Consider the following 16,135-nt stretch of genomic DNA (forward strand, 5'->3'; position numbering starts at 1 on the left):
GCGAGTGAGTTTTATTTAGTCGCCTCCGGCGACGCGGTGCTCGCCGGAGGCGAGCAAATACAAGTCACTCGCCGGGAGGCGAGCGACTGCCAGCTCCCCGATTAAATTCTGTATTCTCTTATTTGCGTTTCAACAGCTTCACTTTTACTGCCCTGAAATAATTCGTGTTCTGCGACATCGAGCTCCAGATCCCCAATGCCACCTGCTTCGGCTCTGCCAATTGAAATGCGATGGAAGTACGGGGACTCAGTGTGGAGAAACCCAGTGAATTGGCTGCTGATGGTGTATTCGGGATCGTGGTTCCCAAAGCTGCAGCCACTCTTGAACCTGTGCCGGCCGCAATGGAATAACCCGCTTCCGGCTTACCATTGAAATAAACAATGAAATTGTATTCACCTGCCGGCAGGTTTACTGATTGTGAGATCTTTCCATGGGATACCGCAGCATTGTCATCTGTCATTTTGGAAATACTCATGTAAGCGCCATCTTCTATATTGTCGAAGCTACCGAACCCAGCCTGGTTGTTCACATTGGCTGTTACGGTCCAGTCTTTCAGCGTACCATAACGTATACCATCATACGTAGCATACTCAAAGGGATTACCGGGGTTCAGCAGGTACAGATGCGTAACATCGTCCATCAGGATATCAGCATTGGTTGCCACGCTGTACAGCGTGTCTATCATATTAGGTTCTGGCTGGTACATCGTTCTGTAGGAATAAGGAGCACCATCCTTGAAATCTTCCATTACCCCTTCCAGCTCGGAAGCAGGAAGGATCACTTCTTTCTCAGTATCATCGCTCCCTGTATAGCTCATCTCCGTGCCAATCACGAGTGGGTCTGCGGTATACCAGGTGATCAACGCATCTCCATCCGCTGTCATTTCACTGGTGCGCATAGGTCTGGCAGTTAGAAAGCTCTCATAATTGCTCCCATATACATTGCCTGGAATATCTACTGACACAGATGAATTGCCCTGGTTATCGTAAGTGATAAATGTAAAAGTGTAAGTGCCTTCTGCAATCTGCGGTATGAGGGTGGTAATAGTGTCTATCCCTGGTTTACGCTGCACAGGCTGCACCATGGAATCCTTCCGGTTATTCCAGTAGATAACCGTTTTGATGATCTTGGGGTCCGAGCGCAACTGATAGGTGAACTGGATCCTCCCTTTTCCGGGAAACACTTTCACGGAGTCTACTTTTCCGGTATAATTGATCGCCCCTCCTTTAACAAAATCCTTGTACACATCATTCATCTTCCCGCAGGAAAAAGACAGGGAAACCAATAATATCGTTACAGCTATATTGATGATTAGTTTCGTCATAAAAATTTGTATTAAGACCGGAAATATTATTGATCGTTTCCGTAAACGATAATGTCGCCCAGCACCTGGAAATCAGTACCTGCCCAGGAAGAAAGCGTCTTCCACCTGATATAGCGGCAGGGTGGCGCATCCAGCGGAAAATTGAATTCCAGCCCGGCTTTCAGCTTCTCAAGATCTTCTGCTGTATTTTCCCCCGGCGGCAAACCGCTTGGTTTTACATGTTCGCAACTGAGGAGCTTTACCCAACTGTCATCAAAACTTCCATCGGGGTTGGGATCATTGGAACCGTAAAGTTCCCAATACTGTGGTCCCTGCGCATAGTAGGAATTATCTGTCCGTTGCCAGTATTTATAACGGCTTAGCTTATACGTTTTTCCAAGATCCATGGTAAAAGACTGCGGCATACCGGTGCCCACCTGTGTAACCAGGAACTTATTGCCGGTATGTTCTATGATGCCATCCCAGATCCACTCCCATTTCCAGGGGCTCCGTGGCGTAAATACATCGCCCGACAGTTTTTTGAGTGTGATGGTATTATCAGGCACCTGCACTTCATAGATCGGCGTGAGATCAGCTGTAAGTGTATCGGAATGATTGTCCCACCTGTCTCGCAGTACCACGCCAAAAGTGACAGGCTCAGAAGGCATGCCACGCACGGAGAAAGCGCCTGCCGTATCTTTTGTATAATATTTCTGTATCTCCTGGAATTCGCTGCCGGTATTCTTTTTCATCACACTGAAAACGATATTGCCGCCATCAGGGTTCTTGAACCTTACGTTCAGGCCACCAAAATCCTCTTTCAATTCCACCGAAGCATACACTTTCTGAATGGGCGGCGTAGCAGGATTCACAGTAACGATCACAGGCTCTGATCTTTTTTCTTCCTTGTCAACCGCATACAACTTCACTTCAAAGGGCTTGCTTTCTCCAAAACCATCCACCACAAGAGAATTATTATAGAAAGATGATTTTACATCCCGGTTACTGTTGGTACGTGGACTGAATTCAGCCACCACATACATGAGATCAGGATCTGAAGGAAGCGTATACGTAAGTTTGGCTGCGCCGGGCAGGTTCTCCACACTAACATTCGAAACCGGCCCCGGGCCTTTTCCATCTCCTTCCGGTGGCCCGATCAATTCTTCTTTACAGGCGAATACTGTCAGAGCAACCAACAGCAAGAGCATTATATTTTTAGGAGCACACATAAAAGAATATTTATGATGATGTAATGAAAGGTTTTACCAGCCTGGGTTTTGGACCAGCTTCCTGTTTACGGTGATATCATTCTCCCTTATCGGCCAGAGATAATCGCGGGTCTGGAACTTCTGCGGGAACAGTATTTTCTTCTGGTAGTAAGGAACTGTTTCCGATTGCAGGATATCCCAGCCTTCCACCGGGGTGTTCTGAAACGACATGGCCTTTTTCCAACGGCGAAGATCATACGCTCTTTTACCTTCGAAGGCGAGCTCGATCATTCTTTCCTGGTGAATGATCTCCCGCATGCCCGACTTATTGGTGAACTTGTCGGGTTGTGTTGAATAAGTGGTCCATGCATCCTGTACGGTAGGAATACTGGCTCTTTCACGCACGAGGTTCACATAGTCATACACTTCCTGCGTGGGACCTTCTGATTCATTCAAGGCCTCGGCATACAGCAGATACAGATCAGCGAGCCTGTATATCGGCCATGGATAACTTTCGATGGGATAGGAAGATGCCGTTGCCGTATTGGTGAAGAACACGAGCTTCTTCGGCTGATACCCTGTAATGGAATAGCCATAGGTATTTTTCCTGGCAGCTGTTTGCCCCAGCTTCATTTCCGCCACCCAGGGATTGTTATCGTCGAATCTTCCATGACCATACCAGGTGCCTCCATCGAAGCCCAGGTCTGCATAGAAACGCGGTTCCCTGTCGTAATTAAGTTTGGCTGTGGTGTACCCCATCTTGATGGCGTGCTTATCCTCTTCTTCCGAAACACGTAACCCATAACGGTTCTGGTAATCCCAGGTTTTGTCCTCACTGATGGGTACACCATTCTCGGTATAGAATGTTTCAGCCATCTTCAGCGTTGGAGCCAGATCGCCTAAAGCAGTGGAGTTGTTATTGGCAGCCGGATCCAGTGCACGGATAAATGCATAACGCTGGATAGCAATGGCCTGGCTCTGGCTATTGGCCCAGATGATCTCCTTGTTCCATCGTTGGGTAACTGCATTCCGGATACTCATCTGCGTTTTAGTCCAGTCAGACATGATATGACTGGGATTGGCATTGATGTATTTGAAAATATAATGACCTGCGCCATGCGCCTGATCGATGGCGGCCTTACAGGCCGCTGCAGCCTTCGCCCATTTTTCCTGGCTATAGGTTGCGGGGAAGAGGTTCACTTCATCATTGTCTTTGAAAGAAGCATAATCCGGATTGCCATTGAAGAGTGGACTGGCTGCAGTCACCAGCACATCGGCCTTCAGCGTCATGGCAATTGTTTTGGTGATCCTTCCCAGTTCGGATGCTTCATTCTGGATGATGTCCGGCAATACAGGAATGGATTCATCCAGCAATTGTATCACATAGTCTACGCAGGAATCAACCGGCATCCTTTTAACCTTCACTTCTTCAACGGAAGCAGAAATAGGAATATTTGTTTTGATCAATGGAACAGGGCCATATAACCTGAAAAGAAAATAATGATAATAAGCTTTGAGGAATTTAACTTCTCCTGACCAGCGGTCTTTTTCCATCTGGTCCATATCAGGCACTTTATTGATATTCTCCAGGAAAATATTGCAATCGCGCAATGCCTGGAACAAGGGTTTCCCGGTATTCAGTCCACCCCAATAATTCAGGTAGGGATTCACTTTATTCTGAAGTCCGCGTGCAATATTCCAGGCATTGGAGTTGAAGCCGGGATAATAGAACCAGAATTCATCTGCCGTGAGCATGCCTGGGTTGGCAAAGATGCTGGCATCATCCGGCATATAAGAATAACAGGTAAAGAGATATTTCTCCGCCACATTCCTTGCCCGGAATGCGTAATCGATAGTAGCGATATTGTCCGGCACAATATCGAGGTATTTCTTGCAGCCACTGCCCGCGAGCATCGCCAACAGGGCTACTATGGTAAATCGTTTCATCAGGTTATTATTACTGATCATTAAAAATTGATATTGAGCCCAACATTGATCACACGCTGGATGGGATAACCCAGTCCATTTCCTCCCATTTCAACATCCCATAATTTAAATGGACTGAACGTGAGCAGGTTGATGCCACTGGCATAGATCCTGGCATTGGTCAGGTGCACCTTGCTGATCAATTTCCTGGGGAAAGAGTAACCCAGCTCCACTGTTTTCAACCGCAGAAATGCCCCGTTCCGGAGAAACCAGGTGCTGGCCTGCAGGTTATTGTTGATATTGGTATTGCTCAGTCGCGGCCAAAGCGCATATATATTCCTGTTATCTTCGGACCAGTAGCTTTCTGAATAAGCTTTCAATAATGCCTGGTTTTCTACAAAGGGTGAAGTGTTTTCAGCATCGATATAGAAAGATGATCTGGCAGAACCCTGGAAGAAGCAGGAAAGATCGAGGTTCTTATACCCGGCAGAAAAACCGAAGCCATACACTATCTCAGGAACGGTAGGGAAACCAATGGGTACACGATCGAGGGAAGTGATCACACCATCACCATTCAGATCCCGGTACTTGATATCGCCGGCCATGTATTCGCCAAAATTCTGCCGTGGTGAGTTGGCCACATCCGCATCGTCCACAAATAATCTTTCTGCCAGATAACCCCAGGTCTGGTTAAGACTATGGCCGATCCTCGACAAATATTTTTCTGCATAGTCCGGTTCATCATATACCTTGAAGGAACTGGTAGCATAAGTAAAATTGCCTCTCGCCTGCAACCAGATATCCTTATTGAGATTGAGCGAATAATCAACAGATATATCCATACCCTCTCCGGTAGCTTCGCCCACATTGGATTTCTGGGCAGCCTGCAAACCGGCTGTATTGGGAATACTGGAACGGTTCATGAGAATTTTGCTCCTGTTCTCGCGGAATACTTCGGCAATCACATTGAGCCTGTTCCATAAACTGATCTCCATGCCGAGATTCACTTTCTGCGCCACTTCCCAGGTGATCTCCTTGTTGTCGTAACGGGAGATGGAGATCCCTGTTCTTGAATAACCGTAGTTGGTTCCGAACGTTGCGCCCCTGGCGCCATCTTCCATATTTACATTAGAGAGATAGAAGAACCTGTCTGCCGGTCCGCCGATAGCATCATTTCCAACAAGACCATAAGTAGCTCTCAGCTTCAGGTTGGTAACGATATCTTCCAGCGGCTTCCAGAATTTTTCGTTGGACACAGACCAGGCGATACCAGCCGAAGGAAAAAAGCCGAATCTTTTTCCATCATAGAATCTTTCAGAGCCATTGTATCCAAAATTGAATTCCGCAAAGTACCGGCGGTCGAATGAATAGGTGAACCTGCCGGACAACCCGATATTACGATAAGGCAATGAGGTTTGCAGATCACCGGAATTAGCGTCCAGTCTGTTGTTCATCAGCAGTACGAGAATGCTGCTCACGCCATGCTTCTCGAAAGTCCGGTTATAGTTCAGCGCTGCCTCGATATAGGAAGTGGAGCTGATCAGTTTTTGTCCTTCCCGGTAATTGAGGTATTCAGTGCCCTGCGCTTCATTGAGCAGGTTCAGACTGTACTTGTTCTTTGCCGGATCGTAGTTGGTAGCCTGGTAGTAGAATGGATTATAAAAGCGGGATACATCGAAAAAAGAACGGCGGGTAGTATTGATGATACCACTGAAGTTCAGCCCCTGCGTAATGAAAGCCAGGTTTTGTTTAAGCTCAAACTGCGCCAGCATCAGTGATCTTGAATAATCTTTATATCCCCTAACCATATCTGCATAGGGGTTGATATAATCCCCGCTCTCGAAATTGCCGAACAGGATATGCTGTGTATGCTGATGCTCCGCATCCACCGGGTAATAGGCCGGGAAGAAAACAGGATTGGTGCGCATGATCTTATTGTACAAAGTTGTGCCGCCATCGATAGGCCCATTGTATTCATCGAATGATCCATACAATTTGATGCCTGCTTCAGTTGTTTTTGTGAGATTGATGTTCACATTGGAACGCAACAAATAAGTTTTGAGATCGATATTGTTGTTGAAATTGCTGCGCTTCGGCACTTTCAGCATGCCATTGTCTTTGGTCACGGAAGCAGACAAATAATACTGCGTGGTTTGGCTACCACCTGTAACGCTGAAATTAGCACGCTGGTTCATGGTATAGTCCCTGAACAATTCCTTTCTCCAGTCTGTTGCCGGGAACATATAAGGATTGGTGCCTTCGATAGTATTATCGATCTTGTATTGCGAATAAGGCAGGATGCCTAGCGGATTGCGCGTAAGCACTGCCTCATTGCCGAGTTTCATGTAGGTTACAGGATCGGCCAGCTCGATATTTCGTGTAGGTTGCGAAACAGAATTTTCCACCCTTAAATTGATCTTCGCCTTTCCTTCCTTACCTTTTTTGGTAGTGATGAGAATGATGCCATTGGCGCCGCGTGCGCCGTACAAGGCAGTAGCCGTGGCATCTTTCAGGATGGCGAAACTGGCGATATCATCGGGTTGCAGACGCGCAAGGTCTGTAGCTGTCAGCTCGATATTATCCACCAGGATCAGCGGGTCTGTCTTATAACCAAAAGTGGTAACACCGCGAATGAAGAAATTGGCATTGTCGGAGCCGGGCTCGCCGCTTCTCTGGTAAGCCACCACGCCTGCCATCCTTCCGGCCAATGCAGTGGTGAGATTACTCGATGGAATTTTCAGTTCACCGGGATCGATGCTGGTAACGGATCCAACCACTTCCCTTTTTTTCTGTTTGCCGAATGCAACAGTTACCACCACATCTTCCAATTGATTGGCGGAAGAGCGCATCGTTACATTGATCACCGATTTACCGGTGGACAATATCTCCTGTGTACCGAAGCCCACCATACTGAACACGATCATCGAACCCGCCGGAACTTCCAGGATATATTTACCGTTGAGATCGGAAGTGGTGCCGATCTGGGAATTGCCCTTTACAGAAACCGATACCCCTGGCATCACCGCCAGGGAACTGTCGGTGATAGTGCCCCTGATCTCTGTTTTTTTATCAGGGCTCTTTTTGTCCTGCGCCTTTGTGAAGAGCATCACACCAGGGCTTAGCAGCATAAAGAGGATGAAGATCGACCTCAATAGAAGGTCAGTCCGCTTGCTTTTCATAAACAAGTTGATTTGGTTAAGATTCAATAAGCTTCAACAGGTCAGTAGGAAGTCTAATGGTTATGGCTATTGCAGGCCGGTAACTTTTTTCACGAGGATATCAAGGTCTTTGAAGAAATCTCCCCCCTGCTTGGTGTTCACCAGAACAGCGCAACAATAGCCGCCGCCCGTACGGATCATTTCAGCACCAGTGCCGGGAAGGCTGCCGGTGTGTTTCCAGGTGGCGCCGGCTACACTCCATCCCAATGCATAGGAGGGGTTGGGTTTGGATGGTGTGGTCATTTCACGGATCGATGCGGATTGCAGGATGTCTGGCCTGTGATCGAAACCATCCACCTGCCATAAGAATTTCACGAGGTCTGTGGGCGTGGCGATCCAACCGCCATGCGCATCCATACGGGTTACATTGTCGAGGTAGGCGCTCCTGTCGCGACTATAATACACCACTTCATGCTTTCTCTTTTCATCTGCAGTGTTGCCACCTACTTCCATATGTTTTACACCGGCAGGACGCAGGATCTCAGACAACATATATTTTTCATAAGGCTTGCCAGTCACTTTCTCGATCACACGCCCAAGGATACAATACCCAAAATTCGAGTAGGCATAGGCGGTACCCGGCCTGTTCTTCAATGGTTGACTGTTGAGTGTGTGCGAGATCAGCTGATCGGCAGTAAGGTCTTTATTATGGAACATGGGATCATCACCGTTGTTCTGCCAGCCGCCACTGATATGAGATAATAACTGACGGATGGTGATGGATGAAATGCCTTCGGGATAAGGCTGCCTTCCATAGGCAGTTCCCAGTACGCCGCCTTCCCCGAACACTTTATCGTCAAGTGTAAATTTTCCCTGTTCAGCCAGTTTCAGAATGGCAACAGCCGTGATGGGCTTGGATAAACTGGCAATGCGGAACTGGCTTTGTGTGTTCACTTTTTTACCGGCAGCGGAATCCGCAATACCGAATCCACGGGCATAAACTATTTTACCATCTTTTCCCACCGCAATGGAAAGTCCTGGTACTTTGTATTTGTCCATGAACTGTTTGATGGCAGTTTCTGCGGCTGCAGCTGAGAATTTATGACTGCTATCTCTGGTAACAGGAGCGGCACTGAGCCGTTGAATATTTGCAATGATTAGAAAAACAGCCGCTAAGTAACTGGCGTAGATCGATTTTTTCATACCCGAATTGATTAAGCAGGGTTTAGCATTAAGTTGATCAAGGGATGGAAAGGAGCCGCGCTTATCCGAAACTGACATCATTGAATTCGAATTGCTGGTCTTCCTCCGTTTTGAATTTGTCCAGATAAGGTGAATAGGTCTGTACAGAAATTTTCTTCTTGCGTGGATTCACTGTTACGATGCGCAGGTAGCCATTTCCGCCATTCACCGTTCCAATCACTCCTTCCTGGTAATTGGCCAGCATCTGGTACACATCGTTCCCATGGATGCCTTTACTCACCAGTTTACCTGTACCATCAAACAATACATGTCCGCTGAATACCATCTTCATATTGGCATGTTTGCTGACCAGTTTTTCCCAGATCTGATCACCATCATTCACCGCTTCATCGCCCTGGTCTTTTCCGATGCCGTATGCCTGTGGCCTCCATTTATCTCCCACCCCGATCCTGGTATCATCGGCATACATGTATGCATGCGTAAGCAGGATCACCTGGTGATTGGGATGCTGCGCCACCACTTCGTTTGCCCAGGCAATGACTTTATTCCGCGGGCCGAACTCCAGCGAAAGGACCATCCAGTTCTTACCTGCTGCACGAAATGTGAACCAGGTATTATCCATCCTCCCCTTTTCATAGGCGCCGCCAAACTCAGGCTGGGCGCTGTATTTATCATAGGGAAAGAAACGGTTGAAGAGATCCGAGTTCCGGACATCACAGGAAAGTTTTGGCTTGCTTCCGATATCATGATTGCCCGGCACGATGCTTACAGGGACTTTTCCATCCAGCATGCTCATGGCATCCACAGCTACTTTCCATTGTTCTTCGCTGTTGTGATCGGTGATATCGCCGGCGTGCAAAACGAATGCGATATCCTTGGCATGCTTAGCGATCCAGGAAGTTTGCGCTTTGAAAATTTCCGGGTAGCGCTTCGAATAGGTTTGTGTATCTGGCAGGATCACCAACCTGAAAGACCTGCTGAAAAATGATGAAGAAATAAAACCAGGACCCGTGATCACGCCACCTGCCAATACACCGATCCGGTACAAAGCATCTCTGCGATTCATGATTATTTCAATTGATTTGATTTAGGTACCAGGGCCGGGAATGGCTATCGACTGACTGCAGGTCAAAGATAGATTCCGCATCTGCTCCGGGTATTTACCACATTACCTCATTTTAGCACTATCTTATCCTTTCTATCCTTTTCCCAGTAAGGTTTTCCACAGTATTCCATGTTAACGGAATATGAAGTAGAGAACTGCCATCAGCAATAACAGGAAGAGTGAAATGATCCTGGCATCACCAATACCCGTGAGCTTACCATACAGAAAACTCAAAGGAGAAGCAAGCGTATAATTCTGCACTTTTTCAGGAGGCGGTGGTGGCGTGAGTTTGCTTACGATCACAAATACCAGGCAACATAAAACGAATAACCACCAGCACTGCATCATATAGGGAATACCCATCACATCCGTGATCAGCTTTTGATTCCCGATGATGGGGAAATCCAGCAGGAATACAAGAACTCCCGCAACTATACCCGCCACCATGGCACTTACCGCTCCCTGGTGATTGCCCCTTTTCCAGCAAACACCTAAAACAAAAACTGCTGCGATCGGGGGCGAGAGTACCGCCAGTATCTGGTTGATAGCATCGAAAATGCTGATGAACCGCTCGATCATCGGGCACCAGGCAATAGACAGTGCCATCACCACCACTGCCGTGATCTTTCCAATCATTACCTGCCGCTGATCACTCATGGTCGGGTTCCGTCGCTTGCAGATATCGATCGAAACCAGTGTTGCAGCACTGTTCAGGGCAGAGGCGATGGTACTCATGAGCGCAGCCAGCAAAGAAGCGCTGAACAATCCTACCAGTCCTACTGGTAATAATCGTGTGATCATAACCGGTAGTGCCTGGTTGGGATCATTGATCTCATTCCTGAAAAGAACATAAGCCATCACGCCAGGAATTACCATCAGGAATACCGGCAGCGTTTTCAGGAAGCCGGCAAAGAGCGGACCCTTGCGTGCATCTTCCAGTGATTTTGCTCCCAGCACCCTTTGCACGATGGTCTGGTCTGCACACCAGTACCAGATCCCGATCACGGGATACCCCAATAGGATAGAATACCAGGGTAGTTTAGGGTTCTGTTCGGCAGTCTGTAACAAACTAAGTTGATTAGGTTTGGTTGCCTGTTGAAAATCAGCCCAGGTATGGATCCCGTTCTCATGCAGGGCATGCAGGCCATAACCAACCAGGAAGGCAGCACCCACCAGGAGGATCACCGTTTGGATCGTTTCCGTGATCACCACACTTTTCAAACCGCCATACACTGTGTAAATAGCTGTAACGATCGATATGATAATGATGGAAGTCCATTTATCGATCCCGAAAAAATTCTGGAACACTACAGCCCCCGCATAGAGGCTGATACCAATATGCATGAAGAGGGCGCCGATGATGCCAAATACGGCAAGCAGCGTACGGGCAGTTCCGTTGTATCTTTTTTCCAGGAACTCCGGTAATGTGGAGATCTTGTTCCTGAAATAGAAAGGCGCAAAAACAAGACCGAGTAAGATTAGTATGAATGATGCCATCCATTCAAAATTTCCCTGCACGATACCATCGGAGAAACCGGCCGAAGCCAGTCCTACCATATGGATCGTTGAAATATTAGAGGCAAAGAGCGCGCAACCGATGAGCACCCAGTTCAGGGAACGCCCTGCCAGGAAATAATTGTTGCTGTTCATCTTGTCTTTCCGGATAGAAAGAATCCCTACTACCAGGATGAGTACGAGATAGGCAAGGATGATCATCAGATCGATCCATGATATTTTCAATTGGTCGAACATAAGCAGTTGAAGGGTTAAGATCATTTACGCATATATAGCACCGTAAGTACTGCATGCACGGTAATCAGCAGATTCGGCATCCATACCGAAAGCGCTCCAGGCGGAAGGACGGAAGATCCTTTCATCTGGTACATTGTGCATGCAGACCGGGATTCTCAGCATCGCAGCCAGCGTGATCAGCTCATCACCAATATGGCCATAACTGATGGAGCCATGATTGGAGCCCCAGTTGGCCATCACGGTATACACATCGCGGAAATTCCCCTGACCGGTGATGTGCGGAACAAACCAGGTGGTGGGCCAGGTTTTGTCTGTCCGGTCATCCAGAACGGAATGTACATGCGCCGGTAAGCTGATGGTTGTTCCTTCCGCGATCTGCAATACAGGGCCAATGCCTCTTACCAGGTTGAGCCGGCACATCGTCACCGGCATACCGCCTTTGGTTACGAACTTGGAAGAATAACCGCCTCCGCGGAAATAGCCACGGTTGGCGGGATGCCAGGAAGTGGCAGCGAGACAATCAGTCGCTTCTTTTTCGCTGATCTCCCAGAAAGGTTTCATGCAGGGTTGTCCATCTTCTTCCTGTTGTCCGCTTCCATCGAGTGTGGCGGAACCGGAATTGATGAGGTGAATGAAACCTGAAGCGGCAGGGCCTTCCGGTTTCCAGCCGGACACACGTTGCACCGCATCAGGGCTCCAGTAAGTGCGCACATCGGCGAAGATCTGTGCACGGTTGGTCAGCAAATAACCGAAGAGCATAGACACTCCATTCAGCGCATCATTTTCTGTGGCAACCATAAAGGGAGCGCGGATGCCATTCCAGTCGAATGATGAATTGAGAATGGCTTCTGAGAAATCACCATTCGGTAAGAAATCGGTCCATTGCCTTTGTCCCTGGAATCCCGATACGATGGCATGATGTCCTTGTGCTTCTTCGGGAAATCCTTTCTCTTTCAATACCGGATTACCTTTCATGAGATCGCGGATGATGATGGTCATCTTCACTACAAAAGCCCATTGCTCATCTTTTTCTTTCCTGGAAAATTGTTTGGTAGTGGCATTGGTATCCTCTCCTTCCAGGCAATGTTCTTTTGTCCAGGCCAGCGCACGTTCAAATTCTTTTTCGTCGTAGATCTTTTGTTCGATACGTCGGAGGATCTCGGATGAATCTACATATTCATTGCGCATGCCGAAGTATTCACGGAAGAGATCCGGCACTACAATAGAACCTGCAATGCCCATCGATACAGATCCGATAGCGAGATAGGAAGTACCACGCATCATCGCCACTGCAAGACCAGCGCGCGCGAAAGAGATCAGTTTTGCCTGCACATCCTCAGGGATCGATGCATCATGCAGGTCCTGTACATCGTGGCCATAGATGCCAAAAGCGGGAAGTCCCATCTGGTTATGGGCAGCCAGTGTAGCAGCCAGGTAAACGGCGCCGGGCCTTTCAGTTCCGTTGAAACCCCAGATGGCTTTGGGCCAGGTGGGATGCATGTCCATGGTCTCACTGCCGTAGCACCAACAAGGGGTAACCGACAACGTTAGTCCAACATTTTGCTGTTCAAATTTCCTGGCAGCAGCAGCAGCTTCAGATACACCACCAATACAGGTATCAGCGATCACGCATCGGACAGCGCTGCCATCGGGATAGTGAAGATTGTTTTCAAAAAGATGCGCTGCTGCGCGGGCCATATCCATTGTGGTTTGTTCGAGGGATTCACGAACGCCTCCGTACCGGCCGTCAATAACAGGCCTGATCCCGATTGCGGGATAATCAAAATGCTTTGTCATGATATGTATGAATGAATGATTTACTTCGGGTGTGGCCAGTCGCTCGCCTCCGGCGAGTGACTTCTAATGGTTCGCCTCCGGCGAACACCGCGTCGCCGGAGGCGACTAAACAAAAGTCACTCGCCGGAGGCGAGCGACTGGGCACACGCTGCCTATTTTTGAAATGATGGAATTTCCTGAACAGAGAGCCCGAACAATTTTTTCACGATCACATCCAGGTATTGTTCGGGGCCTGTTAAATGAAGTACGGTATGCTGATGATTCATCTTTTCACCGGGCTGAAGGAATGCTGCGGGCGAAACACTTTCGATCTCATAGAATGGCCCCATTTGCGAACCATCTGCCAAAGGCCCGTCGTTGTATGCATTCACGGCATCACCACTAAATGGAAGCAGGTTTGTTTTCCACTCCTGGTTAAGGTATTTCCCATTGCGGTCCAGATCGAAGAAAGTAATGGTGAGGATCTTTTTTATTGCATCATAACTTCCCGCCAGCGGTTTTGCCTTGCCGGGTACGATCCCCATCTTTCCCCTCGATTTACCATCTGCCCTGAAACACACTACACCTTTGTGGTATTTGATGCGGGCCGGATCTATTTCGCCAAAATATCCTGTATTGGCAATTTTTTCTCCGGCTTTCACTGCATTGGAATCATAAGGGATCATGATCACCGCCTGCTCTGAAGGATTAAACATATCCAGCATCCAGATACAGGGCATTCCTGTTTTCTCATCCCAGGCCTGTGTACCTGTATTGGTAATGGCATTATCGGTACGATAACCTACAACCTTAACCGAAGTATCGGGTATCAGGTCCAGCAACCGGTTGATAGTATCGGATTCCAGCAGCGTAATGCTGCGGTTGGCGCGGAGGGATAAGCTTGTACCAGCATAATTGACCAGTTGCATTTCTTTTTGCAGTTGCACAGCTTGTTTGCTTTGTTGCGTTAAGGTCCATGCTTCCGAGTCGATAGGCGCCGGTGTATGCCAGTTATCGAAGGTCATGGGTGTTCCCGGAGCGAAATACAGGGAATAAGGACCGCCTTCCGGGCCAAGCCAGAAGCGGTTTTCACCACCATAAGCATTCATGTGCGGGTCAGGCGCTTCCGTAAAGGCTTTGTAATGTATCCATCCGAAGCTCTCTCCTTTTGTGCCGGTAGCAGTGGAAGTGAACACCTTCGCCTGGTATTTGGGGGAGACGATCACCTGCGATTGTTCATCTTCCGTTTTCAGCACTATCACACTGTCGTGCTGAAGAAGGAATTGCAGGTCGTAGCCAAAAGATCCTTTTTCAAAATCACTGGCAGCGGGTTCAGGGCTATCCTGGCAGGAAGTGATGATCATACAGCAAAGTATTGTCAGGTAAGGAAATGAGGTCAATAACAATCGTTTCATATAGCAGCGTTAATTGTTTCAAAGTGATTTCTTCTACAATCAATTGCGTTGGAATCGAGCGGCAGTGGGATCCTGCGAAGGCAGGAACAACGGGACCACCAGCCGCTCTCACCAACGCTTTAGCCAAACAAATTTTATCAGAATCATGCTTACACGTTTAAGCAATATAAGCAAAAAAAATCCAGGGTACTATTTCTTTTTTCCGGCGGGTTTTGAACCGCAGGATTCGCGTTTCACAAGCTTTGCGGGGATCTCCAGTTGCACGGGTCCGGTTTTCTTTCCATCTCCGATCTGGCTGATCAGCAGGCGAACAGTTTCCTGCCCGATAGCCAACAGGTTCTGGCTCACATAGGTAACAGGTGAATAGAAAAAATCGAAAGCATCATGTTCATCGAAACTGATCAGTCCCAGTTCCTGTGGCACCCTGATGCCCATACGATTGATAATTTTCAGCCCCTGCACTGCCAGCGAGTTGGTAGCAAAGAACAGGGAATCCGGCGCCTGCGGTCCGCGCAGGAGCTTGCTCAATAAACTTTCCATATCTGCATTGGCTGTTGCATATGGGATACGCGACAGCCATTCAGGCTTTCTCCTGATATGCGCTTCTTTCAAAGCCTGTTCATACCCCCTGATCCTCTCCTGCATATGTGGAAGAGAATTATCGTAGGCCAGCATGCCAGGTTTTTTGTAACCGTTTTTGATGAGCAGTTTCACTGCGTTGAAAGAAGCTTCAAAATTATTGATCGTAACACGGTTGGTGTTGATCTTTTGATAATAACGGTCTACCAGTACAAAAGAAATTCCTTTACGGCGAAGCTCCTGGATCTGGGCATCTCCATGTTCCACCGGAGCAATGATCATTCCATCTACTTGTCTGTTCAGTAGTGCAGTGATCAGGTCAGCCATTTTCCCGGGCTGCTCGTCGCTGCTTCCAAAGATAACGGTATACCCATGTTGCTTGGCTTCATCTTCGATGATGCGGGCAAGGCTAGAAAAAAATGCATTGGAAATATCAGCAACGATCAGGCCGATGGTCTTTGTCTTTCCATCTTTCAATCCCCTCGCCAGCAGGTTGGGCTGATAGTTCATCTCCCTGGCCACTTTGCTGATCTTCACGGCCATCTCCTTGCTAACCCGCGCCTGCTCTGCCTTTCCGTTGAGCACGTAAGATACCAGTGCCGTAGAAACACCAACCTTTCGGGCAATATCTTTTATGGAAACTTTCTTAATGATGGAGCTAAAATATGCTTAAACGAATAAACTAACAAATTTTTATCGCTATCTTCCAT

Annotated in this window: 10 protein-coding genes; all 10 read right to left on the reverse strand. The window is 48.0% G+C overall.

Going from position 1 to position 16,135, the window contains the following annotated elements; translation table 11 throughout:
• Window positions 1–118: 118 nt before the first annotated feature.
• The 10 genes from D9Y29_RS16910 to D9Y29_RS16955 all read right to left on the reverse strand — a co-directional run bounded on the left by D9Y29_RS16910 (window position 119) and on the right by D9Y29_RS16955 (window position 16,079).
• Entirely contained in the window at window positions 119–1,324 is a 1,206-nt protein-coding gene (locus tag D9Y29_RS16910; RefSeq protein WP_127130322.1) for a DUF4998 domain-containing protein, read from the reverse strand.
• A gap of 26 nt (window positions 1,325–1,350) precedes the next feature.
• Window positions 1,351–2,511 carry a DUF5000 domain-containing lipoprotein gene (locus D9Y29_RS16915; protein ID WP_164735441.1) on the reverse strand — a complete coding sequence of 387 codons (1,161 nt, stop codon included), beginning with the start codon at window positions 2,509–2,511 and terminating at the stop codon, window positions 1,351–1,353.
• 54 nt (window positions 2,512–2,565) lie between these two features.
• Complete coding sequence (locus D9Y29_RS16920) at window positions 2,566–4,458, reverse strand: RagB/SusD family nutrient uptake outer membrane protein (protein WP_127130326.1); 1,893 nt, start codon at window positions 4,456–4,458, stop codon at window positions 2,566–2,568.
• Between the two features lie 20 nt (window positions 4,459–4,478).
• Window positions 4,479–7,616: a SusC/RagA family TonB-linked outer membrane protein gene (locus D9Y29_RS16925; RefSeq protein WP_127130328.1), complete on the reverse strand. Its 3,138-nt coding sequence runs from the start codon at window positions 7,614–7,616 to the stop codon at window positions 4,479–4,481.
• A gap of 66 nt (window positions 7,617–7,682) precedes the next feature.
• Window positions 7,683–8,798 carry a serine hydrolase domain-containing protein gene (locus D9Y29_RS16930; RefSeq protein WP_164735442.1) on the reverse strand — a complete coding sequence of 372 codons (1,116 nt, stop codon included), beginning with the start codon at window positions 8,796–8,798 and terminating at the stop codon, window positions 7,683–7,685.
• 61 nt (window positions 8,799–8,859) lie between these two features.
• Window positions 8,860–9,864: a metallophosphoesterase gene (locus tag D9Y29_RS16935; protein ID WP_206513812.1), complete on the reverse strand. Its 1,005-nt coding sequence runs from the start codon at window positions 9,862–9,864 to the stop codon at window positions 8,860–8,862.
• A gap of 171 nt (window positions 9,865–10,035) precedes the next feature.
• The gene (locus tag D9Y29_RS16940) at window positions 10,036–11,679 is read right to left on the reverse strand and encodes a sodium:solute symporter (protein WP_206513813.1); all 1,644 of its coding nucleotides are present in this window, start codon (window positions 11,677–11,679) and stop codon (window positions 10,036–10,038) included.
• Window positions 11,680–13,452 (reverse strand): L-fucose isomerase, encoded by a 1,773-nt coding sequence (locus D9Y29_RS16945; RefSeq protein WP_127130332.1) that lies wholly within the window; start codon window positions 13,450–13,452, stop codon window positions 11,680–11,682.
• Between the two features lie 152 nt (window positions 13,453–13,604).
• Window positions 13,605–14,846 carry a DUF6786 family protein gene (locus tag D9Y29_RS16950; protein WP_127130334.1) on the reverse strand — a complete coding sequence of 414 codons (1,242 nt, stop codon included), beginning with the start codon at window positions 14,844–14,846 and terminating at the stop codon, window positions 13,605–13,607.
• Window positions 14,847–15,035: 189 nt separating this feature from the next.
• The gene (locus D9Y29_RS16955) at window positions 15,036–16,079 is read right to left on the reverse strand and encodes a LacI family DNA-binding transcriptional regulator (protein WP_127130336.1); all 1,044 of its coding nucleotides are present in this window, start codon (window positions 16,077–16,079) and stop codon (window positions 15,036–15,038) included.
• Window positions 16,080–16,135: the final 56 nt, after the last annotated feature.

The organism is Pseudoflavitalea rhizosphaerae, from assembly GCF_003991355.1.
Lineage (GTDB): Bacteria > Bacteroidota > Bacteroidia > Chitinophagales > Chitinophagaceae > Pseudobacter > Pseudobacter rhizosphaerae.

Excerpts from the sequence above, each read along its gene's own strand:
- D9Y29_RS16910 (WP_127130322.1), bottom strand. The coding sequence starts at position 1,324 with ATGACGAAACTAATCATCAATATAGCTGTAACGATATTATTGGTTTCC.
- D9Y29_RS16915 (WP_164735441.1), bottom strand. The coding sequence starts at position 2,511 with ATGCTCTTGCTGTTGGTTGCTCTGACAGTATTCGCCTGTAAAGAAGAA.
- D9Y29_RS16920 (WP_127130326.1), bottom strand. The coding sequence starts at position 4,458 with ATGAAACGATTTACCATAGTAGCCCTGTTGGCGATGCTCGCGGGCAGT.
- D9Y29_RS16925 (WP_127130328.1), bottom strand. The coding sequence starts at position 7,616 with ATGAAAAGCAAGCGGACTGACCTTCTATTGAGGTCGATCTTCATCCTC.
- D9Y29_RS16930 (WP_164735442.1), bottom strand. The coding sequence starts at position 8,798 with ATGAAAAAATCGATCTACGCCAGTTACTTAGCGGCTGTTTTTCTAATC.
- D9Y29_RS16935 (WP_206513812.1), bottom strand. The coding sequence starts at position 9,864 with ATGAATCGCAGAGATGCTTTGTACCGGATCGGTGTATTGGCAGGTGGC.
- D9Y29_RS16940 (WP_206513813.1), bottom strand. The coding sequence starts at position 11,679 with ATGATCTTAACCCTTCAACTGCTTATGTTCGACCAATTGAAAATATCA.
- D9Y29_RS16945 (WP_127130332.1), bottom strand. The coding sequence starts at position 13,452 with ATGACAAAGCATTTTGATTATCCCGCAATCGGGATCAGGCCTGTTATT.
- D9Y29_RS16950 (WP_127130334.1), bottom strand. The coding sequence starts at position 14,846 with ATGAAACGATTGTTATTGACCTCATTTCCTTACCTGACAATACTTTGC.